This is a genomic window from Mesorhizobium sp. M1163 (assembly GCF_040318415.1).
GTDB lineage: Bacteria > Pseudomonadota > Alphaproteobacteria > Rhizobiales > Rhizobiaceae > Mesorhizobium.
The window spans coordinates 246,682-266,508 of the sequence record NZ_JAMYMF010000003.1 but is presented as its reverse complement, the minus strand read 5'-3'; the positions used below and the strand labels follow the sequence as shown (position 1 = coordinate 266,508).

The following is a 19,827-nucleotide window of genomic DNA, read 5'->3' as shown; positions in this document are numbered from 1 at the left end:
TCAACGACAGGCGACCGGGTGCCGGCCGACAAAGCCGGCGCCCAGCAAACCGTTCGATGGTTGCTCAGGGATGCTATAACGCCGATGCTGCACTCAATCCTCAACAGACTTCTCGGCATGATCGTCGTCATGGCGCTGGTCGTCACCATCGTGTTCGTCATCGTACGGGTGACGCCCGGCGATCCGGCGGCAGTTATGCTGGGTCCAGACGCCACCGCCGCCGATATAACCGCGCTGCGGTCCAAGCTCGGGCTCGACGGTTCCATCCTCGAACAGTTCGGGCGCTACGTTCTCGATGTCGTCCAAGGCGACTTCGGCCAGTCGATCTTCCTCGGCGAGCCGGTCACGACCGCGCTCGCCCAACGCGCCGAACCGACGTTTTTTCTCACCGTCTTCTCCCTGGTAATCGCAACGCTCATCGCGCTGCCGGTCGGAATCCTGTCGGCCTATAAGCGCGGCTCTATCTTCGACCAGGCAGCAACCACCATTGCCATGTTCGCAGCCAGCGTGCCGAGCTTCTGGCTCGGCCTTGTGTTCATTCAGTTCTTCGCCGTGAAGCTCGGCTGGTTTGACACATCTGGCTATGGCGGGACGGGAGCTTCGTTTGCCGACCGGCTTGACCATCTGGTGCTGCCGGCGCTGGCGCTCGGTCTCATAAGCTCGGCACTGATCACCCGCTTCACGCGTGCCTCGATGCTCGACGTGCTCAATGACGACTATGTGCGGACCGCCCGATCCAAAGGCATGAGCGAATGGCGTGTGGTGCTGAAGCATGCCTTCAGAAATGCCTTGATCCCCATCCTCACCGTCATCGGCCTGACCGCGGCACTGCTCATTTCCGGTGCGGTGGTGACCGAGACGGTGTTCGGCCTGCCCGGCGTCGGCAGCTTGGTCGTCTCGGCGGTGTTACGGCGCGACTATCCGGTTATCCAAGGCGCGCTGCTGGTCATTGCCGGGCTGTACGTCCTGGTCAATTTCGCCATCGACATGCTCTATCTGGCTGTCGATCCGAGGGTTCGCTACTGATGGCCGCTATCTCGGTGCCGCTCCAGGCGGAGCCAAATATGCTTTCGCGGCTGATGACGCGGCCGACGGCGGCGGTGGGCATCGCCGTACTGATCGCCATCGTGCTCGCCGCGATCCTCGCGCCGGTCATCGCCCCCTACGCACCGACTAAGCTCTCCATTGCCAGTCGGCTGCATCCGCCGAGCCTCGACCACCTGTTCGGCACCGACGATCTCGGGCGCGATATCTTTACCCGCACGCTCTACGCCGCGCGCACTTCGCTGGCGGTCGGCTTTGCTGTCGTGATCTTCGCCTCGATCATCGGTGTCGTTTTGGGACTGACTTCCGGCTTCTTCAGAAGGCTCGACGCGCCGGTGTCGCGGTTGATCGACGCCATGATGGCTTTTCCCGACATATTGCTCGCAATTGCACTCGTGGCGGCACTTGGCGCCACCGCCGTCAATGTCGTGGTCGCCCTCGGCGTGGTTTATGCGCCGCGGCTCGCACGCGTCGTGCGCGCCTCGACGCTGGTCATTCGCGAACTGCCCTATGTCGAGGCGGCCCGCGCACTCGGCGTGCCGACGCCGATTATCCTGGTGCGGCACGTACTGCGCAACGTCACCTCTCCATTGCTGGTGCAGGCAACCTTCATCTTCGCCAACGCCATCCTGGCCGAGGCCGGTCTGTCCTTCCTCGGCGTTGGCATATCGCCCGACATCCCGACCTGGGGCACAATGATCGCCACCGGCCGTCAATACATGGATCAGGCCGGCTGGATCATGATGTTTCCGGGCGGCGCCATCGTCATCACCGTGCTGTCGCTGCAGCTCGTCGGCGACGGCTTGCGCGATCTTCTCGACCCTCGTCTCGCAAAGGACATCTGATGTTCAGCAATCGCTCTTCCCAAACCGAAAGGCCGCTGTTGATCCGGGGCGCAAAACCAGTCGGCTTCGGCGGCGAGTTTGGCCAGACGATCGACGTGCTGATCGGCAAGGATGGCCGTATCGCCGAAACCGGTTCGACCATTGCCGCCGGCGAGGATGTGACGATGCTTGACGCCAATGGCGCGTTCCTGTCGCCCGGCTGGACCGATCTTCACGTGCATGTCTGGTACGGCGGCACCGACATTTCGCTGCGGCCGCAGCAATGTGGCGCCGCCCGAGGCGTCACCACGATGGTCGATGCCGGCTCAGCCGGCGAAGCCAATTTCCACGGCTTTCGCGAGTTCATTATAGAGCCGGCGCGAGAGAATATATACGCGTTCCTGAACATAGGTTCGATCGGTCTCGTCGCCTGCAACCGTGTCAGCGAGCTGACCGACATGCGCTCGATCGACATCGACCGCACCATTGCAACCGTCGAGGCCAACCGCGACGTCATCGTCGGACTGAAGGTGCGTGCCAGCCACGTCATTACCGGCGGCTGGGACCTGACGCCGGTCCGGCTGGCGAAGAAGCTCAGCCGCATCCTCAAGCTGCCGCTGATGGTGCACGTTGGTGAGCCGCCGCCACTCTATGACGATGTTCTCGGCCTGCTGAGCGAAGGCGACATCGTCACTCATTGCTTCAATGGCAAGGCCGGCGGCTCGATCATCGAGGACGACGATCTTTATCGGCTCGCCGAGGATGCGGCGCAGCGCGGCATTGTGCTTGATGTCGGCCACGGCGGCGCCTCGTTCTCCTTCGATGTCGCCAAGGCGGCGCTCGAGCGCGGTCTGCCGCCGAAGACGATCTCGACCGATCTGCACAACCGCTCGCTCGACGGCGCGGTGTGGGATATGGCAACCACCATGTCGAAGCTGTTGTCGCTCGGCATGGCATTCGACGATGTGGTGACGGCCTCGACGACGGCGCCGCGCCGCGCCATCCGGTTGCCCGCCGACGGACTGCTGGAAAAGGGCAGGCCGGCAGAATTCACTTTGTTCGACCTCGCCGACGCCGAGCTCACCGTGAAGGATTCGCAAGGGGCGACAAGTACGCTGCACCGGCTGTTCGAGCCTCGCCACGCTATCCTCGGTGCCGAGGCGATCATTGCCCACCGCCACCTGCCGCCGGAAGGTTCTGCGGGCAGTGTGCACGTCTGTCCGCATTGCGGGTGGAAATCATGAGCGGCGCGATCGCCAGCGACGTCATCCTGTCGGTTCGGGACTTGCGGACCTGGTTTCAGACCCGCCGTCTTACCGCCAAGGCGGTCGATGGCGTCACCTTCGAGCTGAAGCACGGCAAGACTCTGGCCGTGGTCGGAGAATCCGGTTCCGGCAAGTCGGTGACCAGCCTGTCGATCATGGGCCTGCTGTCACGGCCCGGAAGGATCGCCGGCGGCCAGATATTGTTCCGCGATCGGCAGGAGCGTGTCCACGACCTCGCCGGATTTACCCAGAAGGAATTCCGCAAGGTCCGCGGTCGGGAAATCGCGATGATTTTCCAAGAGCCGATGACCAGCCTCAACCCGCTCTTAACGGTCGGCGATCAGATCGGCGAAATGATCGCGCTGCACGAGCCGGTGACCCGGGAGCAAGCGCGCAGCCGTGCGCTCGCCATGCTGAAGCATGTCGAGATTCCGGACGCCGTCTCGCGGCTCGACGACTATCCGCACCAGATGTCCGGCGGCATGCGCCAGCGCGTCATGATCGCCATGGCACTCGCCTGCAGTCCGTCGCTGCTGATCGCCGACGAGCCGACTACGGCCCTCGACGTCACCATCCAGGCGCAGATCCTCGATCTCTTGCGTCGCCTGCAGGTCGAGATGGGCATGTCGATCCTTTTCATCACCCACAATCTCGGTGTCGTCGCCGAGATCGCCCATGATGTCGTCGTCATGTACGGCGGCCGTGTCGTCGAGCAGGCACCGGTCAACCACCTGTTTGCGCACCAGCGCCATCCCTACACGAGAGGGCTGCTGGCCTGCACGCCCAATGCCGCGCGCGACATCGGTGACGACGGCAAGCGCCGGGCGCTCTATTCCATTCCCGGCAGCGTGCCGCCGATCACCGCATTGCCGCCGGGTTGCGCCTTCGAGCCGCGCTGTGACTTCGCCATTGCGCCCTGTCGCGCGGCACCGCCGCCATTGATGCCGGCAGGACTGCACGGCGCTTCCCGTTGCATCAGGAGTGCAGAGCTGTGAGCGCCGGGGTGATACCAAGTCGTGCGGCGACTGCGCCATTGCTCAGCGTGCAGGGTCTGACAAAGCACTTTCCCGCCCGCAATGGCCGCATCGTTCATGCTGTCGAGGATGTCAGCTTCGATGTCGGACGCGGCTCGACGGTCGGGCTGGTCGGCGAGTCCGGCTCCGGCAAGACCACCGCCGGGCGCGCCATCCTCAGGCTGGTGGAGCCGACCAGAGGCAAAGCGCTGTTCGACGGCGTCGATCTGTTTTCGCTGTCCGCACGTGAAATGCGCGGCTATCGGCAAAAGCTGCAGATCGTGTTCCAGGATCCATTCTCCAGCCTCAACCCGCGCATGCGCATCGCCGCCATCATCGGCGAGGCACTCGACGCGCGCGGCTTTCCGCGAGGCAAGCGACGTGCCGACAGGGTCGCCGAACTGCTGACCCTGGTCGGCCTGTCGCCTGATCACGCCACGCGCTACCCGCACGAATTCTCCGGCGGCCAGCGCCAGCGCATCGGCATTGCACGCGCGCTCGCCGTCGAGCCGGAATTCGTCGTCGCCGACGAGCCGGTCTCGGCGCTTGACGTGTCGGTGCAGGCGCAGGTGCTCAACTTGCTCGGTGAGTTGCAAAAGCGGCTCGGCCTGACGCTGCTGTTCATCGCGCATGACCTCTCGGTGGTCGAATACCTTTGCGACGAAGTGGTGGTGATGTATCTCGGCCGCGTCATGGAGCGTGGTCCGAGCCGTCTTCTCTACGCCGCGCCGCGGCACCCATACACCAAGGCATTGCTGGCGACAGCACCCGTGCCCGACCCGACCCGCCGACGCACTCACGTCGCCTTGCGTGGTGACATTCCAAGCCCGATTGACCCGCCTTCCGGCTGCGTCTTCCGCACCCGCTGTCCGGACGCAATTGCTGCCTGCGCCGGGATCATTCCGCCCGTCGACGATATCGGCGGCGGGCATCACGTGGCCTGCATCCGGCACAACCAAAAAACGATCTGATTGGAGTTTGTGTATGACTTTTTCCGAGCTCATGAAGCGACCGGAAAGCACGCCCTACGACCGGCTTTTGGCGCTTGGAATAACGCTGCCCGAGGCGCCGCCGCCGATCGCCAATTTTGTCACACACGTGCAGGAGGGCAAGCTGCTGTTCCTGTCCGGCCAGGGGCCGAGTGAGGCCGACGGCCGGGTCTATACGGGCAAGGTCGGTGCCGACGTGACCGTGGATCAGGCCTATGCCCATGCGCGGCTGACCGGTGTCAACCTCATTGCCGTCATGCACGCAGCGCTCGGCGATCTGTGCCGCGTGCGACGTGTGGTAAAGCTGTTCGGCATGGTAAACGCCACGCCGGATTTCGCCGATCACCCCGCAGTGATCAACGGCTGCTCGGACCTGCTCATTGACGTTTTCGGCGAGCGCGGCACCCATGCCCGCTCTGCGGTCGGTCACGGATCACTGCCGGGAGGGATCAGCGTCGAAATTGAAGCCGTCATCGCCGTTGATTAGTCGCATCGAATAGTCGGAGCACAAGACCATGCCTGTCGAAGATATCCGCAGCCAGTTGGGCCTCAGGCCCGTCATCAACGTCTCAGGCACGATGACCTCGCTCGGCGCCTCCATTGTCGTTCCCACGGCTGTCGAGGCTGTGTCCGGCATTCTCACCGAGTTTGTCGAAATGGCCGATCTGCATCGCAAGGCCAGCGCCGTGATCGCCGAATTGACGGGCGCGGAGGCCGGTTTCATCACCGCCTCCTGTTCCGCGGCAATCAGCCTGGCCGTGGCGGCCAGCATGACGGGCCCGGACCTTGCCGCGATCGAACGGCTGCCGGATACCGCTGGACTGAAAGACGAGATCGTCATCCAGTCCGGCCACATGGTCAGCTACGGCGCACCGATCGAACAGGCGATCCGTCTCGCCGGCGCCAAGGTCGTGCCGGTCGGTCAGGCGACCAGCGCCTCGGCGTATCAGCTCTCAGGCGCTATCACCGAGCGCACTGCTGCAGCAATCTACGTCGTGTCGCACCATGTCGTCGAGTATGGGCAAATCCCGCTGAAGATGTTCGTCGAAACCGCCCGTGCACGCGGGGTCCCGGTCATCGTCGACGCAGCGCCCGAATACGATCTGGCGGGCTTTCTCGCCAGCGGAGCCGATCTGGTGCTGTATTCGGGTCACAAATTCCTGGGCGGCCCGACATCCGGTATCGTCGCAGGCACGAAGGCGCGGGTGCGCGACGTCTACTTGCAGAACCGGGGCATCGGGCGCGGCATGAAGGTCGGCAAGGAAGGCATCGTCGGTGCGCTCGCTGCTCTCCAGGCCTGGAAAACGCGTGACCATGAGGGTATTCGCGCTCGCGAACGCCGAGCGCTCGACTGCTGGGCGCAAGCACTCGAGGGGCGGCCTGGCGTCACCGCCGCTATCGTACCCGACCCGACCAGCAATCCGCTCGATCGCTTGAAGGTGTGGGTGAATGCCGCCGAATCGCGCATTACAGCCTGGGATCTGGCCGACCGGCTGGCAGCTGGCAATCCGCCGGTGGTCGTCCGCGATCATGAAGTCGAGCACGGCTATTTCTTCCTCGATCCATGCAATTTGCATCCCGACGAAGAATTCATTGTGGCGGCACGGCTTGCCGAGGAGCTTGATGGCGCGCGCAAGTCGAATGCGATCATCGCCACACCATGGAACGAGCGTCTCATGGCCCGCGAGGCTGCGATCCTCAACTGGCCGGATTGAGGCTGGCTGTGGTAAATGCCCCGGCTGCCTTACAGTGCCCGCAAAACCGAGAATGCCATGCCCACGATAGCGCCCGACCTGCACCTGAACCCCGCCGAAGACCCGCGGGAACCCCGCCGCTCGCGCACCAGCGGTATCGACCGTGCGCTGCAGATACTCGACTATCTGCAAAAGCAGGGGCGGCCAGCAACTGCATATGAGATTGCGCACGACATCGGCGCCCCCCTGTCGACGATCTACGTCATCGTCGACGATCTGGTCGAAAAGGAACTGCTGGACCGCAAGGACGGCGGCCTGCTCTGGCTGGGTCCGCGGCTCTATCAGTACGGCCTGACCTACGCTCGCACATTGGACCTGCTCAACGTGGCAACGCAGGAGATGCACGAACTGGCTCAGAGTTCGAAAGAGACGATCCAGCTATGCGGCCGTGACGGTGACCATATGGTCGTGCTTGCGATGGAAGAGGGCAAAGATCATTTCCAGGTTACATCTCGCGTCGGGACCCGGACGCCGCTGAACTGGACCGCGTCGGGTCGGCTGCTCGTCGGCCATTTGCCGGAAGCCGAACGCCGCGCCATTTTCGCTCGATCCGCGATCGCATCTCCGACCGGACGCGCCGAGACGGACGAGGATGTGCTCGCTCGGGCGGCCGCCACAGCACTGGAGCAGGGCCTGTCGATCCAGGCTGGTGAATCTGACTTTTCAGTTGCCTGCATTGCGGCTCCCATCCGTGACAACCAAGGAGCCTGCCGTGCCACGATCTCGATCGTCGTCCCGGATGTGAAGCTGAAGCAAAAGAACCCGGATTTGATTACGATGGTCAAGATCAGTGCGCGCCGCATCGAGTCGCGGCTCGGTTGGCGAACCGACCGGCCCTAACGAACGCCCGGCGCGAGTTGGCAAAATCACGGGATGGTGCGTTTCTGCACATCCCGCTCACCGAACCAGAAATGATCCCATTGGGCTCAGCAGCCCGTCCAGACGAAAATTTGACGCATTGAACCGACGGGCGCCGAGTCTCCAGCCGTTCCAATCAAGCCTGCGCTCGCATCTTCAAGCTGGCCGATCTGGTGGTTTTCGGTGCCTGACAGGCTTGAGCAGTGAAACGAGAATGTGCTCTCTGGCCTGTTGATCAGACGCTCCCGTCGTCAGGCAACCGAGTACAGCGTCATCGCTGCATCAAAGCCGCGCTGACCTCTCGGGTCGAGGGCTGCCCTGATCCCCAGGGATCCGGGGCCCCGTGCGGTGTGGCCGCGCGCGCCGAGCCTCGCGTCGCCGAAGAGGCCCGAGGCGATGTCGAAGCCCAGAGTGTACATGCCGGGCGGCTCTGCAGTGCGGGCAGCCTTAAAGGCATCCGTCGAGGTCTTCTCCGCGATCTTCGCGCCGACGGTCGCGAGGCCGAGTTGCGCATTCCGGGCGACAATGAAGAACGCTGAATCCTCGCAGCCAACGCGCTCGTCAGCATCAAGGCCATCCATGAAAAGCTGCTTTCCCGGGCCCCATAGCGTGTCTGCTCCGGGCATCGCGACGCCAATATCAAACCCGGTCTTGGCGGGGCCGTCTGGCTCTAGTTCTCGCATCCCGCTCAACAACGCGTCGCGGCTGACCATCATTTTTCCCTTGTCTGCATAAACGCTTTTCAGCCCCTTCGCGCCTTCCGGAAATGGATCGGGCGTCAGCCCTTGCGGGAAACGCCGGGCCGGCGTCTGCTTCGCGGCGAAATCAACCGGCAGGCACGCTGTTTTAGGATCGTTGATCGCCGCGGCGGCGGCTTGCGCGATGATGTCTATATCGACTTGGAAACCACGGAATGCCTCCTGAACCATCTGCAGGGTTGTCGGTGCCGTGAAGGTGAACTTGCCTGGATTGAGCGTAATGAAGTCCATCAGGTTCATCTGGTCTAGCCGGCTGCTGCGCTCCTTCGCGCACTCAACCAGAACATCCTGGGCTTGCCGGACCTGCGCTGCGTTCGGCGGGATCGGTCCATCTGCGATGGAGATTGGAGCTAGGGTGACGAAATAAGGAACGGCATTGGCGTTCGGATCGGTCTGGAATGCGTTCAGCCATTGCTGGAGAAGCCCATACATCTGGCTGGGATCCGTTACGTCCCCCATGATCAGATTGATCGGGCCGCCTTCGTGGTAGACGGTCGTGCGCACGTCTTCATGGAAATGCCTCTGCCATTTTCATCTTGGCGTCGGCAGAAAACAGCCCGTAGGACCCCGACAACTCCATCGAAACGGCTTGGGCCTCCTCGGAACTGGCTGTATCCATCTGCAGGACGGCCAGGAACATCCCGCCGCGTCCTACCCCGTTCACGAACATGTTCCCGTAGCGTGATTGGAAGAGCTCGGGATTGCTCGATATCGCCGCCGCCGAGCCGCTCAGCTTTGGTTCGTCGATGCCGTGAAAGGGCAGCGTTACTTTGGCGGAGATGAGCAGGAACAGGGAACTGCTCTGGATCTTGGAACTTTGGGCGAAGTCAAACCTTCCGGACGCGGAGAAGCACCCGCACCCGCCGCTCGCTTCGACATTGATGCTCAGCGACTTTTCGAGTTCGGCGGTGGTGTGAATACGGCGTATGTCGAATGAAGATATGGACCCCATTGCATCGTCGACGCCGGAAAATGCGCCATCGACGACATGACCCATCGGACTACCCGTCGCAAGATCGACACCTTTTCCATAGTCGTAGCCGGGAGAGTAAGGTACGGTTACTTGAGTAAGCATTTCAATCTCCTGATGGGCCTATTGGCATTACTCTTAAATAAGCCAGTTCAGCAGAGTATAATCTGCATGATTCTATCTGGCCGCCAGAGTGCAGTCTAAGGGGCTAGTTGGCGGCGTCCTCCCCACATTCCTAGCAGGAAGGCTCAAGCGTCGTCGGGAGGCGCTACCCCAAGCCATCTGTCGAGTTCCCGTTTCGGAACCAAAATTACAGGGCCGGGCGCTCCGCCCCGGGAACAGCTCCCAGACGTCTTTGATGTCCATGACCTTCTCTGCAAGGTCTTCAAAGAACGGTCCGACCGGAACCGATCCATGCATGTCAAGAAGCTCGATCGGAACCGGATCGCTCGCCGAGCTTGAGTTCGGAGCAGTTCCTGGCGCGGAGAGGCCACCCTCGCCGGAGGCACCAGACATCCAAGGCGGAGCAGGCGCGATCCTGCTTCGAGTGCGGATCGCGCATGCTAGAGCTAGTCTGATACGGATTGGACGAGGATGGTGATGTCGTAACTGGCATCCGCGCCCTGCACGTTTTTCACGGTTTGGAAATCCATGATCGCGGACAGGTCGATCATCCCTATCTCGTCATCGCCTGAAAGGTCGGTCTCGATAATATTAAGGTAGAATTCACCGGCTGGAACGATCTGTTTGATGTCGAGATTGTAGTCGTTTCCCGGAGTGAAGGATCCAATCGGGAAGCGAACAGGACCCATCACTCCAACAAGGTCGTCAGAACCTGTATAATCGTTCGTCGAATGACATTTGATGCGGCTTATGTTCAGTGAGTAGGGACGCATGGTCATTGCTCCATCAACTTGTTGCGAGACGGAATGCTCACCTGCCCGAGCTTACGAATGGCTTACGGGGTGGTCACGGCCCGCTGCTTTCTGCTCGCTGAGGTGTTGTCGGCGACCGTGGACATCACCCGATGCCTGTCGCGCGGTCAGTCAATCCGGTAAATGACGTAGTAGGCCGAACCCTCAATCGCTGAGCGGGCGATCTTGGCGATTGGACCCATGCCTTGTTCTTCCTTGTCCATGGTGACGGAGCCGAGTGGATCGTTGCCATTAAGAGGGCCGTCTTCATCCCAAAGAGAGAGATTCTGGCTATACTCGAACGGCAGCACGAGGCCAGGTTCGAACGACTGGTCCGCATTGACTTCCCTGGTGGCTCCGGGAGAGGGCCAGACAGCGTCATCGACATTGCCTTCAGTCCCGGTGGTGATGAACAGGTTGTCCGGATCGGCCCGTATGGCGTCGATCGCTCCAAGAACGCTTGGCAGTGACTTGATCCCTTGCAGCAGGCTGCCGGCGAAGTCGTTCTGGATGAATTGCGGCGTCAGGCCCATGATGGCGTCGACTAGCGCCTGGTTGGCCGCGAAGTCGGTTCCGGTGGCGGGCTGGACACAATAGATGGTTTGAACGGTTGCGGTCGGCATGGTTTCCTCCTTGAGTTGGAACGATGCCGACAGTGACCGAGCCGCGCTTACGTTTGGCTTACATGCTGAAATGACGCGCACCCGGCCCATCATCTGCTATAAGAGTGCAGCCTGGTGGATCTGGATGCGGCGGTGCACGGCGGCACGATAGCAAAACTTTCAATGCCAAGACCCGCGGGAATCTCGCGGCGGCCGCGCATTGCTGCACTGGTCGACAGGTGCCTGGAATCCGGCATGTGCTGGATTGCTGCCCCTGGCGGATACGGGAAGACCACCGCAGTCATCGATTACCTCCAGGAAAAGCGGGCTCCGCATGTCTGGTATCGCGTCGATGACGAGGACCAGGATATCGGCCGGCTGTTCTACTATCTGGCGATGTCGCCTGGGGCGCGGGAACTCAGCCTTCCTGTTTTCGGAACCGAATATGCGGAGGATGCTGCTGCATTCGCGCGTCTGTTCTTCCGCGCTTACTTGGCGCAGATGGTGCCGGACACGGTCATCGTCCTCGACGATATTCACCGTGCCGATACACCAGAATTCCGCGAAATTCTGGCTGTCCTGCTGCGGGAATTGCCCAACACGGTCCGGTGCATCTGCATATCGCGTACACTGCCTGGTGGGGGCGTGGCCGAACTCGCGCTCGCAGGCAAGCTGCCGGTCATCGGCCAGACGGCACTGGAATTCTCGGAGGACGAAGCACGCTGCCTCGTCGGTCTCAGGGAACCAGGCCATGAGAAGGGGATCGAGGTCGCCGCCGCCAAGGGGTGGGCGGTCGGCCTGGTCATGATCGCCAACCAGAAATCAAGTACCCCACAGTTGATGAGCGCCATGCCTCTGGGGCAGGGAAATTTCCAGGAGGTGGTCGGCAGACTGTTCCTGCAGAACGTTCCAGGCGACGACCAGAACACCCTGTTGAAGCTTAATCTGCTTCCCGAAATCAATTCCGGTCTTGCCGACGCCTTGCTCGGACCCAGAGTCGGCGGCCCGGTGCTGGAGCGGCTCTTTCAAATGCAGCTGTTGGTCACCCGAACAGGCCTCAGAGGCGGAGGATTCCAGTTCCACGACCTCCTGCGCGACTACCTGTCCAGGCTCTTCGAAGCGCGGCTGCCGCCGGAAGAGCAGGCAAGTTTGCGCGAAAGGGCAGCTCGGGTCCTGCGCGACGCAGGATTGGTCGACGCTGCCGTATCGATGGCTCTCCAAGCAGAAGCCTGGCCGCTTGCCCGCGAGTTGGTCATCGAGCACGCCGAGGCGATGCTGTCCCAAGGCCGCAGGGCTACCTTGATCGAATGGGGCACCAGATTTCCTGCTGAAGAACTGGAAGGCTGGCTTCTCCACTGGATCGGGGCCGCTCACGTTCCTGACGACGCCGCAGCCGAGCGATGGTTCTCACGGGCTTGGGAGGCGTTCGAGAAGGACGGCGATTTGCGGGGGCAGTGGCTGACCGTAATCCGCGCCGTGCTCGTAAAGACAAGCAGCTGGCGGACGCACGGGGGCCTGGACGGGTGGACGCGAAGGGCAGCCGCCATCCTTCGCGGGAGGCAACCCGATCTTGTCCCGAGAGAGCGGATGCTGGTTGGTGTCGGCATGTTGCGCGCGGTTGACTACGGCGAGGCCGACGAAGAGACCGCACAGGCAGGAGTGAAGATCGCCTACGAGCTCCTGCAACAGCTGTCGAATCCGACTGGTGAAGTTCCGGTTGACCTGAGATTGCTTGCCAGTGAAGCCCTTGTTGATCATGCGGTCTGGTCAGGGCGGCAGGACATCTTCGAACAGGCGGTCGACAGCGTCGCTTCCGAATTGAACGACCCGAAGGTGACGCCTTGGGTGCTTGGCATGTGGTTGGTCTCTTTCGGCGCCGCCAGCGGCAGGTATTTTTCATTCTCGAGGCGCGGGTTTCCATATGCCTCGGCCGAAGACGCCCTTCGCAAGGCAATCGAGATGGGCGAGAGGGAAGCCCTGAAAAGCGTCGAGTTCAGCGGTCTCTACCATCTCCAGCTGCTGCTCAAGCTGCGCAATGATTTCGCCGGCTTCGCAGATCTCGTGACAAGGCTCGGCGAAATCGCGGACAGCCGCTTCACAACTCAGGTGGCCGTAGTCGCAGATTGCCGAGCCGCCATGCATGCGCGGCAAGGCAGCTTCGTCGAAGCCTACAGGGATTGCGACACGTTCATGACCGCGATCGAAGAGGCGAACGAGCCGATGGTCGAGCGCTGGCCGCATTATGTCACCAAATTCCAGGTTCTTCTCGCCGACAGAAGACCGGCTGAGGCCGCCTCGCTGTTGGCAGATGTCGTCGATCGGCTGGACGGCGGCCCGCGGGAACGGGTGAAGATTTGCATTCTTGCCGCTGCCGCTTTTGAAGAGAAATGGAGGGGCGGAGCCGCTTATGAAGAGAAACTGACGGAGTTCATGGCAGCCCTGAGGGCCGTCAACCCGTCTGCAATCCTACTCAACCTGCCCGATCTCCTCGCCGAACTGCTGGCGGATGCACTTGACCGCGGAATTGAAGCGGATCTCTGCCATTCGGTCATTCAGACGCGGCGTCTCGTCCCGCCAATGAGACGGCCTGCTAAATGGCCATGGCCACTGAAGATCTTTGTACTGGGCGGCTTCAGGATCGAGCTCGACGGAACTCAATTCGATCTCGGATCGAAATCGCCGACGCGTGCCCTCGATATCCTGCGGGTTCTCGCCCTGGCGCGCGACCAGACCTGTCCCCTCGAAAGCATTCATGACTGGCTTTGGCCCGATCTCGACGGGGATCAAGCCAAACCGGCGTGCGAGCAAGCCCTTCACCGCCTGCGCAAGACGCTCGGCAAGGGCGACTTCATCGTCCAGAGGGAGGGGCGGATCAGTCTGCCCCCGGATAAGGTGTGGGTCGACCTTGCTGATTGGGAAGCCCGTCTCAACCGCGGTCTTTCCAGGAAAGGGGATACGACAGCCCCCGAAAAGGAACAGCTTCTGGCGAGATTCCCCGGCCCGCCACTGTCACCGGGTTCTCTTCCGTCTTGGGCGATACCGGTGGCCGACAAGGTTCGGGACGGCTATATCGACCTGGCGATCAACGTCGGAAGACATTGGGAGAATGCCGGAGAAGGTTTCCGGGCGCGAGAAGCCTATCTGAGAGCACTCGAGTACTACCCAGATTCGGAAAGAGTGTACCAAGCCCTCATCAGGGAACGTCTGTCCAGCAGTGATCCTGCCGCAGCTGTAGACGACTTCTCGCGCTACGAAAGGGCGGTTGGAGCGAACGGGGAATACAAATCCTCACACGTGATCCGCACGCTGGTGCGTCCGTATCTGAGATCTTGAACGCCCAAACCCGTAAGCCATCCGTGAGCTGCGTCTTGCCAGCGTGCTCCGAACCTCTTCTTTGCACGGCCCGATAACTTCACGGGCAATCCCAGGTCGATCGTGTGCGGGGCGGTTTTGTCTAACCAGCAATCCGGGATCGGAAACACTGAGAGACCGGAGCGATAGACTCTGCGCTTGGGCAGCGTACCTGCGTGTCCCCAGCGGCGTTCAAGACTACTCGCGCTGCGAGCGGGTGATAGACCGGCGGAACCGGGCTTTCGATGCAATCCACTTGCGTGTGGTTTCTTCCAGAGCGAATGAATCCAAAAAATTTCGATCTGTAAGCCATCCGTAAGCTGCGGTCAGAGAAACTCAATCCGTCGAAAACAAACAACCGCTTCGTCCGGCCCCTCGAGGGGCTACCCCGCTCGCGAAACCGCGCATGCAAGCAGCCCGATGAGGATCAAAACATGTCTACATGGCAGGATAGAGCATACCGGATATTAAATCTTTTCGAGGGTTCGGCCGACGAAGCTGGCGACCGGACCTGGCAGATTATGAACCACGTTCTCGACGAGAACAATCAGGACGACTACATCAGCAGAGACTTCTACAACGTCCAGCAGACCGCAGGCGGGCTGCCGGAAGGCGTCAGCTTCGAAGTCTTCCTGTCAGCGGTGTCCGGTCATGTCAGGGACGAGCTGCAAGGCGGAAGCTTCGACGAGGGGCTTGGCGATGATGACATTCGCACGGCAGGCCTCTCTTTCGACGACAACATTCGCCGGCATATCCGGTTCCTCAACGGAGTGGTCCACCAAGGCGCTCCCGGCGAGGTTCATCTCGGACTATGGGAGAGAATTCTGCAGGCCCGCGACAATGGCCGGAGTATCCACTCGCTGTATCACGATTACCTTGTCGATGCCTAGCCGGCTCAGACACTCACGGGTTTTGTCACAGGCACAGGTCCGCGGGAAGCCATCGCCCTAGTGACGCGTGCCCGGAAGGCACAGCCGCAGACTTCGGCTGGGAGATGCTCGGCAGCCAAGGAGGCGGCTGGGCCCGGCAAGGGCATTCCTGACCTGGTGATTGTCTGCTCGGCCGATGTCTGAACGAGACGTAACTTGCTCTTGGGCCAGGGCTCCCGGATCGACGGAGCGCGGGCCTTGCACATCCGCAATCTGACGTTGGTCTTTCCCCGTCCGCGTGACGATCCATGGTCCAACGCCGCAACAAACAAGGAGAGTTCTCATGCCTGGTAACGATCTTCAGGTCACCGGCGGCATCACGCAAGCACTGCTTGACGCGCTGAACCAGATACACACCGCCGTTGCGGCCCAGCTTGTGAATCCCGACGGCACGCCGTCTGGCTCGGCAGTCTACATGCACCTTCCAGTCGGCCAGCCGATCGACCCGAAGATGTATGCCAATCCCTGGACGCCCGCCGGCGGCAGCGCCTACGGCGCGGTTTCCACCACGGGCGCTTTCTCAGCACCACCCGCTCCCCCTTCTGCCGGAACGCCCGCGACGCCGGCCGGTCAGCTGGCGGCAATGCCGGCACCAGATCCCAGGCTGCAATTGGCGATCAGCAGCGCCTTCAACACGGCTCAACGGGTTGACGACATGTTGATGGTCACCAACAAGGGGGTTGCGGTGTCGTGGCCCCAGCGAACCGTCAGTATCGAGTATTTCACAGCCCTGGCCGGCATGCAGGCGGAACCGATCCCTGAGCCCTCGACCGATATCAAGAAACGCATCGCCGATGCCCAGAAGACATTGTATCTGATGGATGCCGACGGCAATTTTACCGGCTATACGCCGCGCCACACCGCCTACAGACACAACCAGAAGGTGCTGGCAGATGCACGCAGCGAGTTCGCGCTCGCTTACTCCCAAGCCGTGTCCGATCCTATCCAGGGACAGGCATGGCCGGTCACCAGCGCCAGATACCAGAACGCCGTCGACCAAGCCTATAACGACTTCAAGGATATGGGCGGGCAACAGATCGACGACGCGATTGCAACCCTTCAGTCCGTCGGCGGCAGCGCCGCGGCCGCCCTGATTGCCAAGGCCCGCAAGATGTACGACGAGTATAGCGTTGGTCTCGGTGGCGCCGTGGCAATCAAGGTGCCGTGGTCGTATATCGATCCGGTCTCCTGGTGGGATCACACCAACCATGACTTCGGGGTGATGAAAATCACCGCCACATCGAAACAGTACCAGGCGAGCGGTGGCGGCGGCCAACACAGCTTCGGACACAGTTTCTACAACAACGAGTCGTCATCAACATCGGGCAGCGTCGGCTACAGCGTTCTGGGTTTCGGCGCCTCAGCCAATGCATCGCACAGCGAGACCAGCCACAACGACGGTTGGAATGCCGACCAGTCCTCCTGGCAGTCGCATCAGGACAGCAGTTCTTCGGCAACTGTCACATTCGAGTGGTTCATGGCCAGCATCGAACGGCCATGGCTGCTTGGCGACCTTTTCCACATGGACGGCTGGTATCTCGCCGGTCAGAAGAAGAATGCGATCAGCGACGGGACCATCGAAGGTCAGATCGGCGACGTGCCCAAGCTGCTCCCGATGATCCCGAAGGGTTTTCTGATTGTTCGAAACGTGAAGATTACCGCTAATTCCTGGGGCAGCATGGGCAGCGCATTCCAGAGCGCCGTCGACAGCGCTAGCGGACACACGGAAAGCAGCTCCACCTCCTATGGCGGCAAGGTTGGTTGGTGCGGTATCGGCGGATCGGTCCAACATTCCAATTCGGACAGCAGCGGCGCATTCAGCAACCAGCACGATGCATCTCAGGGTTTTTCCTTCAGCAGCAATGAACACGGTGGAACGCTTGAACTTTTCGGTTCGCAGATCGTCGGCTGGGTAGGCCAGATACAGCCGGCCGCACCGCGCAAGGACGACCCTGCACTCAGCGCCGAAGTCGTGGCCAACCCTGCGACAGCCGCCAATGCCGGAGCGCCTGCGATACCGGCTGACGCGCCCGCTGCTCCGCAAGGCTGAGGTGTCCCTGTGAGCACGAACAGCGATCAGCTCGCGATCCTTGGCCAGCAAGTGGTGGACACGTTAATCGCGACCTACAACCCCAACAATGACCCGTCGTTGGCGCTTGCCATTCATCCGGGGCAGGCGCTAGCCGATGGCATCGTGCAAAATGGCGTGACCAATCCGCTGCGGCTGTCGGAGTGGCTGGAAGACCAGTACGACTACCCGCTATGGCTGAAACGGTCCGATGCCTCCTCCGTTTCCGCCTCGTCTGTCGGCAGTCTTACCGCCAAGTCTGCCTATTTGGCGATGATCCCATGGGCGCAACCGGGGGTTCCGGTTGATGCTCCTTCCTATGCGCGCATCGCCGCGATGGTTGCCGAGGCACGAAAAGATATCGGGGACAATCCCGATGCGCTGCCATTCAGCTGCGAGCCGACAGATTTCGCCGAGCCCAGCTGCACGGCCTGGCATGTCTTCGATCAAAGGATATCCCGCACTACCGCAACCACGACCGAGACACCCGGCGCCATTAAGGCAAATCCCCACTTATGGAAGATGCGAGTGTTGACAAAAGAGGTGGTGTCGAACCTCACCGCAGTTTCCGAGGCGGTCGAACGGCGCAAGGCATTTGCCGCCGAATTAGCTGTTGTGCCAAGGGTTGAAGCGGTCAGAAAGCTGCGCATGCAGCCACATCTCACGGACTACGCTACCCAGCCAGTCGAGTTTCTCGGTATCCAGGATGCAGCAAGCACCGCGGTCAATCTGAGCCAGTTCAGCGCGAACCATCTGGGTGGCCTCACCGCTTCGCCGCTCCACGCCCGGGCGCTGGCCGCTACCCTGCCAACATTCAGTCGAATTCGCGCTGCCCGGCGACACTTCACAGCCGAGGCAGATCACGTCTCGCCGCCCAGAGAGCAGCCAAATGCTTCCAGCACGCAAATGCAGTTGGACACCTCGCTCGTGAACCGATTGGCCACAATCCAGCTTCACGATCTCATTAAAAACCCGGTCGTAACGGAGGTAACTACCTCGGACAGTGAACTGCATGTGCATTTCGAGTATTGCATGCTCACCATCACCCGGCGGATCGCCGGCACGAGATGGTGGCATCCCGACCTCGTCGACGAGGAGGATTGGTACGTACCGGGAATGAAGCGCGGCGACATGATCAAGGCTTCGACCGACGAGACCTATGCGCATTGCCTGCCTCAGGGCCTGCTTCTGGTTCGTAACGTGGAATTCAGCGGCTCGTGGACCGCCGAAGCCCGCACGACGATGCAAAACGCCGTCTCGTTTCTGGGTCCCTTCCTGATGCAGGCGCCAACCGGCTCTACATCCAGCACGTCCGACCTCGAACAGATAAGTGTGCTTGGCGTGGGCGTTCAGGTAATAGGCGAGCTTTGCTTTCCATTGCCGCCGCTCCCGCCGATGGATGATCCGGCGGAATTGGAACGTCCCGTTGTCTAAGCAATCAACGACGCTCAATGAAGACGGTAAGTGCGTTGTGGCCGGGCCGGACGAGGTGTCCCAGGCACCGGTATCATCGCGTGCACTCTGCGGTGCTGGCACGCTGCGGACTGTGGGCAAAGGTGGTCGCGGGAGCGCGCTGCCGCCTTTGCCATACCCACCGGAATACCGGTTCCGGCCTCGCTGCTGCGGCTGAACGAGCGGAGCCTATCCCGAACCTTCGCGCGCCGATTTTTACTAGCTTCCCGCCAGCGACAATCCACGGGCGCGCTCGCATAGCAGGGCAAGCAATTCGCTGCGCCTGGCTTCCGGCGTGTCGACGGGCAACACGAAACAAAGCGTCTTGTTGATGGCCCCGTCGCCATCGCGGATGGGCGCGGCCATGCACCAGGTGAAGCGGTCAGCCAGAGCGGCGGTCTCGCTGAAACCTTGCTGGCGCGCCAGAGCCACATCGCCGAAGAACTCGGCTGGCGCAATGACGCGGCCGTCGGGAAGCTTGTAGTCGCCAGGCGGAATGAAGTCCTGTATTTCCTGCGCGCTCATATGGCCGAGCAGCAGCCTTCCGGACGCCGTCCACGGGATCGGCACCTCGACTCCGACATCGCTTGAAATCCGGAACGGGCCGGGCGAGTCCCGGCAATCAAGGACGACGTATTTGTTCCCGCGCAGGCCACACAGTTGGACGGTCTCGCCCGTCTCCGCGCCTAGTCTGTCCAGGGTTTCGATGATGCGTCGATAATGGGCATTATGATGTGAGTAGGCCCAGCCGAACAGATGCATCGCCTTTCCGAAATAGACATAGCCTTCCGTCCCGACGTTCTCGAGCATTTCGGCTTCCAGCAGGCTGTTGACGATCTCATAAGTGGTCGAACGCGGCGCGCCGATCATCTTGGCGATATCGCCGACGCGCATCGGCGCGCGCTGCCGCAGAAGCGCTTCAAGCAGCGTGATGACGCGGTCAATCCCGCGGCGCCGTTCGCCATTGCGCGGCTCGGCGCGGACTTCCCTTTCGATCAAACCAGTGACGCCATCGCTCATGTGGGCCGCACCCCGC

General features: G+C 61.5%; 17 protein-coding genes. 12 read left to right on the top strand and 5 right to left on the bottom strand.

The features are described from left to right. The first annotated feature begins 84 nt into the window (after positions 1-84). The 8 genes from NKH43_RS04875 to NKH43_RS04840 are packed head-to-tail and all read left to right on the top strand — an operon-like array spanning position 85 to position 7,729. Entirely contained in the window at positions 85-1,026 is a 942-nt protein-coding gene (locus tag NKH43_RS04875; protein WP_352856834.1) for an ABC transporter permease, read from the top strand. Next, positions 1,026-1,889 (top strand): ABC transporter permease, encoded by an 864-nt coding sequence (locus NKH43_RS04870; protein WP_023718490.1) that lies wholly within the window; start codon positions 1,026-1,028, stop codon positions 1,887-1,889. The genes NKH43_RS04875 and NKH43_RS04870 overlap by 1 nt, the downstream gene beginning before the upstream one ends. Further along, a complete protein-coding gene (locus NKH43_RS04865) occupies positions 1,889-3,112 on the top strand; it encodes an amidohydrolase/deacetylase family metallohydrolase (protein WP_023718489.1) in 1,224 nt (407 codons plus the stop codon). The genes NKH43_RS04870 and NKH43_RS04865 overlap by 1 nt, the downstream gene beginning before the upstream one ends. Then, positions 3,109-4,128 (top strand): ABC transporter ATP-binding protein, encoded by a 1,020-nt coding sequence (locus NKH43_RS04860; protein ID WP_502906454.1) that lies wholly within the window; start codon positions 3,109-3,111, stop codon positions 4,126-4,128. The genes NKH43_RS04865 and NKH43_RS04860 overlap by 4 nt, the downstream gene beginning before the upstream one ends. Then, complete coding sequence (locus NKH43_RS04855; protein WP_352483667.1) at positions 4,125-5,117, top strand: ABC transporter ATP-binding protein; 993 nt, start codon at positions 4,125-4,127, stop codon at positions 5,115-5,117. The genes NKH43_RS04860 and NKH43_RS04855 overlap by 4 nt, the downstream gene beginning before the upstream one ends. A 13-nt stretch (positions 5,118-5,130) precedes the next feature. Further along, positions 5,131-5,622, top strand: coding sequence for a RidA family protein (locus tag NKH43_RS04850; protein ID WP_023718486.1), 492 nt, complete (start codon positions 5,131-5,133; stop codon positions 5,620-5,622). A 28-nt stretch (positions 5,623-5,650) separates the two neighbouring features. Beyond that, the gene (locus NKH43_RS04845) at positions 5,651-6,850 is read left to right on the top strand and encodes an aminotransferase class V-fold PLP-dependent enzyme (protein WP_352856831.1); all 1,200 of its coding nucleotides are present in this window, start codon (positions 5,651-5,653) and stop codon (positions 6,848-6,850) included. Positions 6,851-6,907: 57 nt separating this feature from the next. Further along, a complete protein-coding gene (locus NKH43_RS04840; protein ID WP_023718484.1) occupies positions 6,908-7,729 on the top strand; it encodes an IclR family transcriptional regulator in 822 nt (273 codons plus the stop codon). 269 nt (positions 7,730-7,998) lie between these two features. Here the strand turns inward: NKH43_RS04840 and NKH43_RS04835 are convergent, their stop codons facing one another. From NKH43_RS04835 to NKH43_RS04820, 4 genes are all read right to left on the bottom strand, one after another. Continuing rightward, positions 7,999-9,009, bottom strand: coding sequence for a hypothetical protein (locus NKH43_RS04835; protein WP_023718483.1), 1,011 nt, complete (start codon positions 9,007-9,009; stop codon positions 7,999-8,001). A gap of 4 nt (positions 9,010-9,013) precedes the next feature. Continuing rightward, positions 9,014-9,580, bottom strand: coding sequence for a hypothetical protein (locus NKH43_RS04830; RefSeq protein WP_156948052.1), 567 nt, complete (start codon positions 9,578-9,580; stop codon positions 9,014-9,016). Between the two features lie 464 nt (positions 9,581-10,044). Beyond that, positions 10,045-10,377 (bottom strand): hypothetical protein, encoded by a 333-nt coding sequence (locus tag NKH43_RS04825; protein ID WP_023718481.1) that lies wholly within the window; start codon positions 10,375-10,377, stop codon positions 10,045-10,047. A gap of 140 nt (positions 10,378-10,517) precedes the next feature. After that, on the bottom strand, positions 10,518-11,012 hold the full coding sequence (locus tag NKH43_RS04820) for a hypothetical protein (RefSeq protein WP_031193811.1): 495 nt from the start codon (positions 11,010-11,012) through the stop codon (positions 10,518-10,520). Positions 11,013-11,246: 234 nt separating this feature from the next. Here NKH43_RS04820 and NKH43_RS04815 point away from each other — a divergent pair, with 234 nt between their 5' ends. The 4 genes from NKH43_RS04815 to NKH43_RS04800 all read left to right on the top strand — a co-directional run bounded on the left by NKH43_RS04815 (position 11,247) and on the right by NKH43_RS04800 (position 18,773). Next, positions 11,247-14,324: an AfsR/SARP family transcriptional regulator gene (locus tag NKH43_RS04815; RefSeq protein ID WP_352856829.1), complete on the top strand. Its 3,078-nt coding sequence runs from the start codon at positions 11,247-11,249 to the stop codon at positions 14,322-14,324. 539 nt (positions 14,325-14,863) lie between these two features. Beyond that, positions 14,864-15,232: a hypothetical protein gene (locus NKH43_RS04810; protein ID WP_156948050.1), complete on the top strand. Its 369-nt coding sequence runs from the start codon at positions 14,864-14,866 to the stop codon at positions 15,230-15,232. A 277-nt stretch (positions 15,233-15,509) separates the two neighbouring features. Then, positions 15,510-17,321, top strand: coding sequence for a hypothetical protein (locus NKH43_RS04805; protein WP_352856827.1), 1,812 nt, complete (start codon positions 15,510-15,512; stop codon positions 17,319-17,321). A gap of 9 nt (positions 17,322-17,330) precedes the next feature. Further along, positions 17,331-18,773: a hypothetical protein gene (locus NKH43_RS04800; RefSeq protein WP_023718476.1), complete on the top strand. Its 1,443-nt coding sequence runs from the start codon at positions 17,331-17,333 to the stop codon at positions 18,771-18,773. 237 nt (positions 18,774-19,010) lie between these two features. Here the strand turns inward: NKH43_RS04800 and NKH43_RS04795 are convergent, their stop codons facing one another. Next, the gene (locus NKH43_RS04795; protein ID WP_352483665.1) at positions 19,011-19,811 is read right to left on the bottom strand and encodes an IclR family transcriptional regulator; all 801 of its coding nucleotides are present in this window, start codon (positions 19,809-19,811) and stop codon (positions 19,011-19,013) included. Between the last annotated feature and the right edge of the window lie 16 nt (positions 19,812-19,827).

Excerpts from the sequence above, each read along its gene's own strand:
- NKH43_RS04875 (WP_352856834.1), top strand. The coding sequence starts at position 85 with ATGCTGCACTCAATCCTCAACAGACTTCTCGGCATGATCGTCGTCATG.
- NKH43_RS04870 (WP_023718490.1), top strand. The coding sequence starts at position 1,026 with ATGGCCGCTATCTCGGTGCCGCTCCAGGCGGAGCCAAATATGCTTTCG.
- NKH43_RS04865 (WP_023718489.1), top strand. The coding sequence starts at position 1,889 with ATGTTCAGCAATCGCTCTTCCCAAACCGAAAGGCCGCTGTTGATCCGG.
- NKH43_RS04860 (WP_502906454.1), top strand. The coding sequence starts at position 3,109 with ATGAGCGGCGCGATCGCCAGCGACGTCATCCTGTCGGTTCGGGACTTG.
- NKH43_RS04850 (WP_023718486.1), top strand. The coding sequence starts at position 5,131 with ATGACTTTTTCCGAGCTCATGAAGCGACCGGAAAGCACGCCCTACGAC.
- NKH43_RS04845 (WP_352856831.1), top strand. The coding sequence starts at position 5,651 with ATGCCTGTCGAAGATATCCGCAGCCAGTTGGGCCTCAGGCCCGTCATC.
- NKH43_RS04840 (WP_023718484.1), top strand. The coding sequence starts at position 6,908 with ATGCCCACGATAGCGCCCGACCTGCACCTGAACCCCGCCGAAGACCCG.
- NKH43_RS04830 (WP_156948052.1), bottom strand. The coding sequence starts at position 9,580 with ATGCTTACTCAAGTAACCGTACCTTACTCTCCCGGCTACGACTATGGA.
- NKH43_RS04825 (WP_023718481.1), bottom strand. The coding sequence starts at position 10,377 with ATGACCATGCGTCCCTACTCACTGAACATAAGCCGCATCAAATGTCAT.
- NKH43_RS04820 (WP_031193811.1), bottom strand. The coding sequence starts at position 11,012 with ATGCCGACCGCAACCGTTCAAACCATCTATTGTGTCCAGCCCGCCACC.
- NKH43_RS04815 (WP_352856829.1), top strand. The coding sequence starts at position 11,247 with ATGTGCTGGATTGCTGCCCCTGGCGGATACGGGAAGACCACCGCAGTC.
- NKH43_RS04810 (WP_156948050.1), top strand. The coding sequence starts at position 14,864 with ATGAACCACGTTCTCGACGAGAACAATCAGGACGACTACATCAGCAGA.
- NKH43_RS04795 (WP_352483665.1), bottom strand. The coding sequence starts at position 19,811 with ATGAGCGATGGCGTCACTGGTTTGATCGAAAGGGAAGTCCGCGCCGAG.